This window comes from Kitasatospora sp. NPDC058478, assembly GCF_042720345.1.
Classification (GTDB): Bacteria; Actinomycetota; Actinomycetes; order Streptomycetales; family Streptomycetaceae; genus Kitasatospora.
This window is the reverse complement of the sequence record NZ_JBHXML010000005.1, coordinates 158,043-169,926: the sequence shown is the minus strand read 5'-3', so window position 1 is coordinate 169,926 and position 11,884 is coordinate 158,043. Positions and strand designations below refer to the sequence as shown.

The following is an 11,884-nucleotide window of genomic DNA, read 5'->3' as shown; positions in this document are numbered from 1 at the left end:
ACAACCGGAGGACAGCCCAGCAGGGCGTCAGTCAGTGGCAGAGCCACGACCACCAGGGACCCGGTTAGAACTATCAGTGTCAGTGGTATCGGCTAGGGTCGCGGCCATGATCGATTCGACGACGCGGGTCCGTATCGCCCGGCCCTCGCGCGACCTCGCGGCGGCCGAGCGTTTCTACGTCGGCGGCCTCGGCCTCGACGTGCTGTGGCGCACCACCGAGCGGGTGTCCGGCGAGCACGACCTGCTGATGGTCGGTCCGCCCGGCGGAGCCTGGCACTTCGAACTCACCCACGACCCGGAGAACCCGCTGGAGCCCACCCCGACGGTCGACGACCTGTTCGTCGTCTACCTCGGTGCGCCGGTGGACGACGCCCTGGTCGCCCGGCTGGAGGCCGCCGGCGGCACCCCGGTCCGGGCCCACAACCCCTACTGGGAGGAGTTCGGCGTGACGATATCCGACCCGGACGGCTACCGGCTGGTGCTCTGCTCCCGTGCCTGGGGGGCCTGAGCGCCTGTCCGACCCCGTCCGGTCTCACCGCCCGTCCCGCCCTTGCCGTGCAGCACCGCCACGCCCCGGTCCAGGTCCACGCCGAAGTGCGGTGGCGCTCCGACCTGGGCGTCGTCCCGCAGCGTCAGCTGTTCCCGCCGCTGTTCGACCTGCACCCGCTTGCCCGGACTGAACAGCGCCTGCAACTCCTCCAACCCGCCGCCCAGGCCCACCCCGGTGCTCCCGCCGCCCCGCCGCCAACGCCCCGACGACTCGCCCCGGATCTGCCACGCGATCAGGAGCATCAGCCCGATCGCCGCCGCCGCCACGCACGCCACATCTACGATCACACCCATGTACGCCCAACGCCGGGCGGTCGCACCCGCGTTCCCCGCGGGCGCCGCGTCGGTGGCGGCGTCCACCCGCTAACCTGCCGCGCGAACCGAAGGAGACCCCTCACCATGACCGTGCGCGGAACCACCGTGGACATCCCGACGGCGGACGGCACCGCCGACGCCTACCTCGCCCATCCCGACGACGGGCGGGCCCACCCCGGAGTCATCCTCTACATGGACGCCTTCGGGCTCCGACCCCAGCTGAAGGACATGGCCGACCGGCTCGCCCAGGCCGGGTACGCCGTGCTGGTCCCCAACGCCTACTACCGGAACGGCCGCGCGCCGGTCGTCGAACTGCCGCCGCTGATCGACCTGGAGAAGGACCCGACGATCTTCCAACAGATCGGCCCGCTGCTCCTCAGCCTCACCCCCGAGGTGACCGCCCGCGACGCGGACGCCTATCTGCGTTGGCTCGCCGACTCCCCGCTCGTCTCGGACGGCCCGGTCGGCCTCACCGGCTACTGCCGCGGTGCGTTGCTCGCCCTGTGGACGGCCGCCAGCCACCCCGACCGGATCGCCGCCATCGCCGGGTTCCACGGCGGCAACCTCGCCACCGATGCGCCGGACAGCCCGCACCTGGGCGCCTCCCGGATCACCGCCGAGGTGTACTTCGGCCACGCCGACGAGGATCCGTCCATGCCCGCCGAGCAGATCGAACGGCTCGCCGAGGCCTTCACCGCCGCCGGTGTCCGCCACCGGGAGGAGGTCTACCCGGGCGCCGCGCACGGCTACACCCAGGCCGACACCACCCGCTACGACGCCGTCGCCGACGCGCGCCACTGGGAGGCGGTGCTCGACCTGTTCAAGCGGACCCTGTCGGCCTGAGCCACCGGAGGGCCGGGGCGGCGGGCGCGGCGTGGCCCGGTCCGCCCCGGCCTGGTCCGCCCCGGCCTGGTCCGTGCAGGCGCGGGCCGGTGACGGCCTTGCGCCACAGCACCTCCTCTTCGTCCTCCAGTCGCGCAACGGACGCGAGGTGTTCGGGTCGGCGTGGAGCCGGGCGGTCAGGGTCTGGTGCCTGACAGTGAGTCCGGGCCCGGCCGTCGGCCGGGCCGCCGTGCGTCGGGGAGGTGCCCGGGACTCGTGGCAGTGGTGAGTAACGAACCCGCGTCACCCGGCACCACCGGCCGGGACCGGGCGGACGGATCCAGGGGGGAGCCGAACGTGCAGAAGACAGAGAACAGGCAGAACGCGCAGGAACCGTGGGACACGCAGGACACGCGGGACACGCGGGCCATGCGGGACGTGCAGGACGCCATCGGGCAGGCGCTGGCCGAGCGCGTCCCCGGCGGGGTCCGACAGGGCGAACTCGACCGTGGCGGGCGGGCATTGCGCTGGGTGGAGGCGGGGCGCGGCGGTCCGCCGGTGGTCCTGCTCGCGGGCTGCGGCACCTCGTCGCTGACCTGGGCGCCCGTGTTGCCCGAACTGGCCGCGCACAGCCGGGTCGTGGCGTACGACCGGGCCGGGCTCGGTGCCAGTGACCCCGATCGCGTCTCCGGCCCGTCGCTGGAGTCCCCGACCGGGGACCTGGCGGCCCTGGTGGAGCACCTCGGCGCCGGCCCGGCCGTCCTGGTCGGGCACAGCTGGGGCGGCCAGCTGGCCCAACTCCTCGCCTGGCGGCACCCGGAACTGGTGGCAGGCCTCGTCCTGGTGGACCCGGCGCACGAGGAGTTCCAGCCACCGACCGTCCGCGCCGCCGAGGCCGTCCTGTTGCGGGTGGGGCTACTCCGGGCGGCCTTGACGCCCGCCGCACGCCGTGCCGGGGGAGCTGTCGCGAGGGCCGAGGCGGCCGTCGAGGCACACCGTCACCAGCGGCTGACCGTCCTCGACGAGAACCGGCTGACGGTCCTCGCGGTCTCCGAGCTCCGGCGGCGGCGCGCGGCCGCGCGGCTGCCCGACGTGCCGGTGACCGTGCTGAGCGCGACCGACGGCCTGCCGGGGGCGATGCGCGCCCGCTGGACCGTCCTCCAGTCACACGTCGTCGCCGGCGCCGCGAAGGGGTCGCACATCGTCGTGCGCGGCGCCGGCCACCACGTCCACGCCGACCACCCGCAGGCCGTCGCCGCCGCCGTCCTGGAGGTGGTCGAGCACGCCCGGCAGGGCCGGGACAGCTGACGGCGGGGCCCTCAACCCCTGGCCGGACAGTGCCTGCTGACCGTTCGACCCCCTCTGGCACACTGGGGGGCCGAACGGCCCGCTGGGGAGGGTCATGACACACATGGGGGCGGGAGTATGAGGGGTCCGGGCGCCGTGCTCGGCGGGCGGTACACGCTGGTCGAGCGGATCGGCGGCGGGGGGATGGGTACGGTCTGGCGGGCCGACGACACGGTGCTGGCGCGGCCGGTGGCGGTCAAGATCCTGCACTCGGCGCTGTTCGAGGACGACACCTTCATCCAGCGCTTCCGCCGGGAGGCCCAACTGGTCGCCGCGATCGACCACCCGGCCGTCGTGGACGTCCACGACTACGGTGAGAGCGGCGGCGGTGCCGAGGGCCGGGAGGGCAGCGAGGGCGGCGAAGGCGGTGGCGCCGGGGAGCGCTGCGCCTACATCGTCATGGAACTGGTCGACGGCCGGCCGTTGGACCGGGTGCTCGCCGAGGAGGGCCCGATGCCTCCCGAGCGCGTCCTCGGTCTGGTCGCCGCCGCGCTGGACGGCCTGCACGCCGCCCACCGCCGGGAGATCGTGCACCGGGACCTCAAGCCGTCCAACCTGATGGTGCGTACGGACGGCCGGGTGACCATCACCGACTTCGGCATCGCCCGGGCGATCGCCAGCACCAAGATCACCGCCTCGCACGCGATCGTCGGCACCGCCCTCTACATGGCCCCCGAGCAGGCCGAGGGGACGGGCACCGGGCCGGCCTCCGACCTCTACTCGATCGGCGTGGTCTGCTTCGAACTGCTCACCGGGAAGCCGCCGTTCGTCGGCGAGAGCGTGTTGGAGGTCGCGCTCAAGCACGTCCGCCAGCCGGCGCCGGAGCTGCCGGGGGCCTTCCCGGCGGCGGTTCGAGAGCTGGTCGCGAAGGCGCTGGAGAAGAAGCCGGAGGACCGGTTCGCCGACGCCGCCGAGATGGCGGCCGCGGCCCGGGCGGCGATCGGCGCGAAGGACGCGGGCGCTGCGGCGGGTGCGGCCGGAGCCCCGGCCGACACCGGGACGGTCGACCTCAGAGCTGCGGCGGACGGGGGAGCGGCTGCGGGTGAAGAGGCCGGGGGTGGAGCGCCCGGGGGTGCCGGCGGGGCGAAGGCCGGTGCCGTGGTGCCGGTCGCGGACGGCGCCGACCAGCCCGCGTCGGGCGAGCGCCCGGCGTCGGGTGACGGCCCCGTGTCGGACGAGGTCGCGAAGGTGGGGCCGCAGCCGGTGACCGAGCCGGGCAAGCGCCGGTCACGTCGCGCACTGCTGGTGCCGGTGATCGTCCCCGTGGTCATCTCGATGGGCACGGCGACCGTCCTGCTGGTGGACCGCGGCCCCGGCCGGTCGGACGCGGCCGAGCCGCCCGCCGCCCAGCCGACCGTCGTCGTGACGGCCCCGGTGACCCCGGGCACGGGCACCCCGGCGGCCCCGGCCACGACGCCGCCCGCCACGCCGACACCCTCCGACACTCCGGTCGCGGCCCCGGCCGCCGACCAGCAGCCGAGCACCCAGAACCAGCCGGGCGCGCCCGTCCAGGCCCCCGCGCCGGGCGGCAACGGTGGCGCGGCGAGCCGGGGCACCGGCGCGGGCGCGGCAGGTGGCGGCAACGCGGCTGGTGGCGGTGGGGCTTCGGGCGGTGCCTCAGGCGGTTCTGCGGGAGGTGTCTCGGGCGGTTCCGCCGGCGGGGCTTCGGGCGGTCAGTCCAACCAGTCCGGCGGCGGGGGCGGGGGCGGCGCGGCAAACCAGCCCGCCAACCCCAATCCCAACCCGCAGCCCCCGGCCCAGAACGCGCCCGGTGGCTCCCCCGCCGGGGGCGGCTCCCCGTCCGGCGGCGGTTCTCCCTCGGGCGGCGGCAACCCGCCGGCCCCGCAGACCTCCACCCGGCCGCCGTCGTGCGGCGGCACCTCCTGGACCACCATCGTCAACGTGAAGGACGGCCGCCCGATCGGGATGGCCCGCGACGAACTGAGCGGCGACAACCCGATCGTGGTCGGCGGCGCGTCCCAGTACGGCTGGGTGCGGGCGACCAACCCCGGCTCCTGGATCAGTTTCAACGCCTGCAACAGCGGCGGGCCGCTGCTCGTCCAGACCATGGACGGCAAGGTCACCCTGAGCGGAGGCTTCAGCTTCCTGACCAACTGGACGGTGCGCAGCGGGTCCGCCCAGGGCTCCTACACGCTGGCCGACTACCAGAACCACAGCTGCATGACCGACAACGGCCCGGGGAACGCGGTCACCATGGTGACCTGCACCCCCGGCAACACGGCCCAGGAATGGCGGTTCCAGTGACAGCGACCGACGGAGCCGACGACGGCGTGGTCCTCTACTGGCGTCCGCTGTGCACGTTCTGCATGAACCTGCGCCTGGCGCTGCTCTTCACGCGCCTGCGCTACAGCCGGCGGTTCACCATGGTGAACATCTGGAAGGACCCGGACGCCGCCGCCTTCGTCCGCTCGGTCGCGGACGGCAACGAGACCGTGCCGACCGTCACCGTGGCCGGGCGACCGATGGTGAACCCGTCGATTCGCCAACTGCTCGCGGCGGTCCGGGAGTACGCGCCGGACGTGCTCCCGGGGAGGCCTCGCTGACCGGTCCGGGCGAGGAGCGGCACCCCTTTGCCCTCCCGACCTCGACCCCGACCCCGACGCTGCCGCTGCCGCTGCCACTGCCGCTTCTGCGACCGGACGGGCCCGGCGCCGGCGGCGGTTGAGCGCGTGTGCCGACCCGGCCCGGGTGTCCGTACGGGCAGGTCGCCCGGGAGTCGGGGCGGGCGAGCGGGGCGCCGCGGGAGCCGGGCGCCATCGCAGTTGTCGGTGGAGGAGGGGAAGTTGTGGGACACGGGGCCTTGTCGGCTCCGGTGCGCCCCAGGGTGTCGCGCTCAACTCACCGACTGCGCTGAGGAGTCGGGCGAACACGAGGTTCGGCGGCACTAGCAGATGGCCCGGCGGCGGGCAAGGGTGGCAGGTGGCGGGACCTCGCCAAGCGGATGTCAAGATTCCGTATGGGAAGTTCTACAGGGATGTAAAAGTCGATTCCGGCCCGCTCGGCTCCGCGCGCCGAATCGACGTTCGACGGTCGATCGGACATCGGCGCAGGCGGTCGGCCGTGGTTCGGGTGGGAACCCACTGCAAGGCGCGGTGAATTGCCCCGTTTTGCCCACCACTTGAGAGCCCCGGCGAGCTGGCGGGACCTGGCCAATCGCTGAAGTAAACCTGTCAATTCACCTGCTGGATTGTCATGCTTTTGGACAGCCCCGGCGGTAGCCCCCACCCCCACCCCTTGGTGGCTCGCCGCTCGACCGCCCGGGGTTTCAGCACGTCAGCGCCCATTCCGCCCCACAGGTGCCGACCCCGGCCCCCGGAACGCGGCGCGACCGCGTCCACACGCGGTTTCCCGGAAGGACTCGCACGTGAAGCGAAAGCTCGCAGCTGTCGCCGTACTGTCGGCCACCGCCCTGCTGACCGGTGTGATCCAGGTGAGCACCGCCGCCCAGGCCAGCCCCGTCGCCGGCCTCCAGACCCAGGCCGACCACCAGCACGCGGCCGTGCTCGCGCTGGCCGGCGGCCAGTCCGGCCCGCTCGCCAAGGCCCTCGCCCTCGGCGAGAAGGAGCGGCTCGTCGCCAAGGACGCCGTGGTCGACAAGGACGGCACCCGGCACCTGCGCTTCGAGCGCACCTACGCCGGCCTGCCGGTGCTCGGCGGTGACCTGGTCGTCCACCAGAAGGCCAACGGCTCGGTCAAGTCGGTCGACAAGGCGGTCTCCGCCAAGCTCGCGCTGCCGAGCCTGACCCCGCAGATCCCGGCCGACCAGGCCGCCACGCAGGCCACCGGCGCGGTCAAGGCCACCGTCGGGGTCACCCTCGACGCCGACGAGTCCCCGCTGGCCGACGTGCACCAGACCGGCAAGGCCGAACTGGTCGTCTGGGCGACCGACGGCAACCCGCGCCTGGCCTACCGGACCACCGTCGAGGGCGTGCGCGCCGACGGCACCCCGAGCAACCAGGTGCTCGTCACCGACGCCGCCACCGGCAAGGTGCTGTCCACCCACGAGAAGATCCAGACCGCCGCCGGCACCGGCAAGGGCGTCTTCGTCGGCCAGGTGCCGCTCACCACCGCGCAGAGCGGCTCCAGCTACTCGCTGAAGGACGACAGCCGCGGCGGCCAGTCCACCACCGACATGAGCAACGGAACCGCCGGCAACGGCTCGCTGTTCGCCAACACCTCCAACAACTTCGGCGACGGCACTGCCGGTAACCGCGAATCCGCCGCCGTGGACGCCCAGTTCGGCGCGGCCACCACGTGGGACTTCTACAAGAACACCTTCGGCCGCAACGGCATCCGCAACGACGGTGTCGGCGCCGCGAGCCGCGTCCACTACGGCTCCAACTACGTCAACGCCTTCTGGGACGACAGCTGCTTCTGCATGTCCTACGGCGACGGCAACGGCGACGCCGCCCCGCTCACCGAGATCGACGTGGCCGGCCACGAGATGAGCCACGGTGTCACCGCCGCCACGGCGAACCTCAACTACGCGGGTGAGTCCGGCGGCCTCAACGAGGCCACCTCCGACATCATGGGCACGATGGTCGAGTGGTACGCCAACCTGCCCTCCAACCCGCCGAACTACTGGATCGGCGAGCTGATCAACCTGAACGGCAACGGCACCCCGCTGCGCTACATGGACCAGCCCAGCAAGGACGGCCAGTCCGCCGACTCCTGGTCCGCCGACGTGGGCAACCTCGACGTGCACTACTCGTCGGGCGTGGCGAACCACTTCTTCTACCTGCTGTCGGAGGGCAGCGGCGCGAAGAGCATCAACGGGTTCGACTACAACAGCCCGACGGCCGACGGCTCCTCGCTCGCGGGCATCGGCCGGGACAAGGCCGCGCAGATCTGGTACCGCGCGCTGACCGTCTACTTCACCTCCACCACCGACTACGCGGGCGCCCGGGCGGGCACCCTCAGCGCGGCGGCGGACCTGTACGGCAACGGCAGCGCCGAGTACAACGCGGTCGCGGCCACCTGGACGGCGGTCAACGTCAACTGACAACCGCCTGAGTGGGCCCTGCCGAATCGTGGGTGCCGGCCGGCAGGGCCGTACGGCGGGGGCGACGGTGTGCGGACCACCGTCGCTCCCGCCGTCATGTGCGCGGGGCGCGGCGCACGGGCGCGGTGATGCGAGGTTGGGCGCCGGAACCGCCAGGCCGACCGTCAGATCGACCTTCGGTCGGAGCGGTCGGAGCGGTCGGAGCGGTCGGAGCGGTCGGAGCGGTCGGAGCGGTCGGAATATGGCGGCGGTAGCGCTGTTCGGTCGCGGTGCACGCGGCGAGCAGCAGGGCGGTCGCCGCCGCGGCCGCGGTGATCGCGAACGGCGCGGCGGCCGCGAAGTGCGTGGTCGCCCAGCCGCCCAGGAAGGTGCCGGCCGACTGAGCCAGGATCAGCGCGCTGACCAGCGCCGCCATCGCCTCGCCCAGCCGGACGGCCGGCACCGTCCGCTCGACCAGGCCGAACATCGTGATCATCTGCGGTGCGACCGCCACCCCGAGGAGGCCCACGGCGGTGGTCAGGCTCCACAGGCTCCCGGCGGAGACGAGCAGGACGCAGGCGGCGGCGAACAGCAGCACCGTGCCCGCCCGCAGCCGGGACGCCAACTCCCACCGGGCGGGCAGGCCCGCGGCGGCGATCCCGGCCAGGGAACTGGTGAACCCGATGAAGCCGTACAGCAGTCCGGCGGCGCCCGGCCGGCCCAGGGCCTCCGTGGTGGCGGTCACCCCGACCTGCACCGAGCCGAAACACGCGCCCAGCAGCGCCATCCCGGCCAGCAGCAGGACGTAGGGCACGGTGAGCAGCCGCTCGGCGGAGCGGGCCGGGGACTTCGGAATGCCGGGGGAGGCCGTCGGGTGCAGCGCGAACAGGGTCGCGCAGACGCCGGACAGCACGGCCGCCACGAGCAGGCCGACGGCGGGGGAGGAGACGGTGGCGAGGACCCCGACCAGTGCGGGCCCGGCGGTGAAACCGACCTCGTCGACGATCCCGTCCAGCGACAGCATGACGGAGGTCAACTCCGTTTCACCAGCGGCCAATCGGACCCACCGGCTGCGCGACAGCGGGCCGACCAGCGGGACGGACAGGCCGACCACGGCGGCAGGCGCGAGCTGCCAGCCGAGGGCCGACCCGCGTTGCGAGGCGGCCACCAGCGCCACCAGTGCCGTCGCGTTGACCAGCGCGGCGACCAGCCCGGCCGTCCGCTGCCCGCGGCGGTCCGCCAGCCGACCCACCAGCGGACCGCCGACCGCCTGGCCGACCGCCAGCGCACCGGCGACCAGGGAGCCGCGCCACACGCTGTCGGTGTTCCGGCTCACCAGCAGCAGGGTGCCGATCGGGCTCATCGCGTTCGGCAGCCGACCGAGCAACGACCACAGCAGCACCCGGCCGCCGGTCAGTTGCGCTGCTGTACGGAACTTCACGACCGCGGACATCGGTACGCCCCCACACGGAGCCGGCGCGGGCGCCCGCCTCCCGTCACCGGCCCGACCAGGCGACAGCGACCTGCGGGTGAGCCTCGACGGTAGGGGCGCGCCCGGGGGGTGGGTAATCGGTCGATCGACCAGTGGCGTCGGGGGCGGGGGCGGGGCGGGGTTGGAGGAGTGGACAGCGGGCGAGGCGTGAGAGGCCGCGGCGAACAGATGACAGATAACAGATTTCAACATCTGTTATCTGTTTTCTGTTATCTGTCGGCCGTCATCTGTTCGCCGTTGTCTGTCGGGTGTCCGCCGCCGTCGGTCCGTGCGCCGCCGTCGGTCTGTGCGCTGCCGAGCGCGCTCAGGTCGCGAGGTCCTTCCGGATCTGGTCCAGGATCAAGCCGGCCCCGGTGTAGCCGATCCCGAGCATCCACAGGTTGTCGTCGACCCGGAACACCCGGCCGGTGCGGACGGCGTCCAGGTTCTTCCACAGTGCGCCATCGGTGATCCTGCCCTGGTCGGACTTGGCCGCGTCCCCGTAGACCGAGTAGAAGATGACGTCGGCCGCCGCCTGGTCCACCTGCTCGGGGCTGATCTCGACCGAGAACCCGGGCTTGTCCTGGTTGGAGGGCCGGCCGAGCCCGAGGTCCTTGAACAGCGAGCCGACGAAGGTGTCGTTGAGGTACAGCCTGGTCGGCGCGCCCGCGAGGAAACGAGCCATCTCGACCCGGGTGGCGGCGGCCTTGGCCGGGCCGCCGAGTGCGGTGACGAGGTCCCGCGCCTTCGTCCGGTACGTCGCGTCGGCCGCATCGGCTTCGGCCTGCCGGCCCATCGCCTCGGCGTGCAGCCGGACGTTCTCCTTCCAGGTGGGCCCGGTGGTCTTGGACAGTACGGTCGGCGCGATCTTCGCCAGTTCGTCGTACCGCTTGTCGTCGCGCACCTGGTTGCTCAGGATGAGGTCCGGCCGCAGCGCCGCGATCGCCTCCAGGTTGGGCTGTCCGATGGCGCCGACGGCCTTCGTCGCGGCCAGCCGTTCGGCGGGCAGGTAGGCGGGGAAGGGTGCACCCTCGGTGACGGTGGTCGCGCCGACCGGCGTGAGCCCGAGCGTGACCACCGAGTCCAACGCGTCGGTGTCCAGCGCCACCACCCGGGTGGCCCGGGCCGGTACGGTGCTCTCGCCGCGAGCGTGCCGGACGGTCCGTGGGCCGGCCCCGCTGGATCCGCCGGAACCGCCTGGCCCGCCGGACCCGCCGGTCGAACCGGCGGACGGCGCCGGCGAGTTCGGGCCGCAGGCGGCGAGTGCGAGGCCCGGGGCGAGCCCGGCGGCGAGGCCGAGCGCGGCGCGGCGACTGAGGGGTCTGGGCATCGGCGGTTCCTCCAACGGGCGGGCAGGGCGCGGGAATCCCTGCCCTCCCGTTGGAGGGGTTACGCCTCGGTGTCGTTCTCCCGTCGCTGGCGCAGCAGTTCGTCGTACTCGGCGGCCACCCGCCGGTCCATCGCGAGGGCGAACTGCGCGTCGATGACCGTACGGGCCAGCGGCCGCACCCGCAGGATGCGTTCGGTGAGCCGGGCCGCTTCGCCGGGCGGCAGCGGGGCGTCGGCGGCGAGGGCGCCGAGCAGGTGCTCGCCGACCACGTCGATGAAGATCTCGGCGATGGCTTCCACGTGCTCCTGGGTGCGTCGGCTGGCGTCCAGCACCACGGAGAGCGGTACGCCCTCGGCGACGAGTGCGGTGGTGGCGTCCATCAGGCGGCGGCTGATGTGGGTGATCCCGTCGTCGTCGATCGTGATGTAGCCCTGGGCGATCGACTCGGCGGTGTTCTCCTCGGTGAGCTGGTCGTTGAAGACGGTCTTGAGTTCGTCCCAGTCCAGGCGCACCGGGGTCTCGTCCGACCAGGGGGCGACGATCGCGGCCTCCAGCCCGATCAGCTCGGCGACGTCCCGCCCGCTCTCGCCGGCGCCGATCAGTTCGGCGATGCCGCCCAGGGTGTGGCCGCGGTCCAGCAGTTCGCCGATCATCCGCAGCCGGGCCAGGTGCTCCTCGCCGTACCAGGCGATCCGGCCCTCTTTGCGCGGCGGCTGGAGCAGTTTGCGCTCGCGGTAGAAGCGCAGCGTCCGGCTGGTGATGCCGGCCGCCTCGGCCAGTTCCTCCACCCGGTACTCGCGTTTTCCGTCACCCGCAGCAGCTCTGACCTTGTCCACGGCGATCAGCATAGGTCCGCCACCTCCGAAGGCTCCCGGAATCCGGGTGGCCGCGCTTCTTCCATCCGGTGTCAGCAAGGGCTACCCTGCCAATCATGCCAGTGATTACTGGCGCGATTGGCGAGGCTCCGATGCCAGTCGCCGGGGGAGCCCTCTCGGCAGTACGGCAAGGCAGTACGGCAAGGCAGTACGCAGGGCAGTGCGCAGAGCAT

10 protein-coding genes are annotated in these 11,884 nt (G+C 73.1%); 6 read left to right on the top strand and 4 right to left on the bottom strand.

Annotated elements, in window-relative coordinates; translation table 11 throughout:
* Positions 1-106: 106 nt before the first annotated feature.
* Entirely contained in the window at positions 107-508 is a 402-nt protein-coding gene (locus ACFWPT_RS04610) for a VOC family protein (RefSeq protein ID WP_380479544.1), read from the top strand.
* On the opposite strand, the gene ACFWPT_RS04605 is transcribed toward ACFWPT_RS04610, so the two are convergent.
* Positions 469-909 (bottom strand): DUF6191 domain-containing protein, encoded by a 441-nt coding sequence (locus tag ACFWPT_RS04605; protein WP_380479542.1) that lies wholly within the window; start codon positions 907-909, stop codon positions 469-471. The genes ACFWPT_RS04610 and ACFWPT_RS04605 overlap by 40 nt on opposite strands.
* A 39-nt stretch (positions 910-948) precedes the next feature.
* Here ACFWPT_RS04605 and ACFWPT_RS04600 point away from each other — a divergent pair, with 39 nt between their 5' ends.
* The 5 genes from ACFWPT_RS04600 to ACFWPT_RS04580 all read left to right on the top strand — a co-directional run bounded on the left by ACFWPT_RS04600 (position 949) and on the right by ACFWPT_RS04580 (position 8,056).
* Positions 949-1,707, top strand: coding sequence for a dienelactone hydrolase family protein (locus ACFWPT_RS04600; RefSeq protein WP_380337019.1), 759 nt, complete (start codon positions 949-951; stop codon positions 1,705-1,707).
* Positions 1,708-2,043: 336 nt separating this feature from the next.
* On the top strand, positions 2,044-2,994 hold the full coding sequence (locus tag ACFWPT_RS04595) for an alpha/beta fold hydrolase (RefSeq protein ID WP_380479540.1): 951 nt from the start codon (positions 2,044-2,046) through the stop codon (positions 2,992-2,994).
* Between the two features lie 117 nt (positions 2,995-3,111).
* On the top strand, positions 3,112-5,298 hold the full coding sequence (locus ACFWPT_RS04590; RefSeq protein WP_380479538.1) for a serine/threonine-protein kinase: 2,187 nt from the start codon (positions 3,112-3,114) through the stop codon (positions 5,296-5,298).
* Positions 5,295-5,597, top strand: a complete 303-nt coding sequence (locus tag ACFWPT_RS04585) for a glutaredoxin domain-containing protein (RefSeq protein ID WP_279634944.1) — start codon at positions 5,295-5,297, stop codon at positions 5,595-5,597. Before ACFWPT_RS04590 ends, ACFWPT_RS04585 begins: the two co-directional genes overlap by 4 nt.
* An 821-nt stretch (positions 5,598-6,418) precedes the next feature.
* On the top strand, positions 6,419-8,056 hold the full coding sequence (locus ACFWPT_RS04580; RefSeq protein ID WP_380379857.1) for a M4 family metallopeptidase: 1,638 nt from the start codon (positions 6,419-6,421) through the stop codon (positions 8,054-8,056).
* 94 nt (positions 8,057-8,150) lie between these two features.
* Here the strand turns inward: ACFWPT_RS04580 and ACFWPT_RS04575 are convergent, their stop codons facing one another.
* The 3 genes from ACFWPT_RS04575 to ACFWPT_RS04565 form a co-directional block, all read right to left on the bottom strand.
* Positions 8,151-9,488, bottom strand: coding sequence for an MFS transporter (locus ACFWPT_RS04575; RefSeq protein ID WP_380479536.1), 1,338 nt, complete (start codon positions 9,486-9,488; stop codon positions 8,151-8,153).
* 343 nt (positions 9,489-9,831) lie between these two features.
* Positions 9,832-10,836, bottom strand: a complete 1,005-nt coding sequence (locus ACFWPT_RS04570) for an ABC transporter substrate-binding protein (RefSeq protein WP_380479534.1) — start codon at positions 10,834-10,836, stop codon at positions 9,832-9,834.
* A gap of 59 nt (positions 10,837-10,895) precedes the next feature.
* Positions 10,896-11,684, bottom strand: coding sequence for a MerR family transcriptional regulator (locus ACFWPT_RS04565; protein ID WP_380479532.1), 789 nt, complete (start codon positions 11,682-11,684; stop codon positions 10,896-10,898).
* Positions 11,685-11,884: the final 200 nt, after the last annotated feature.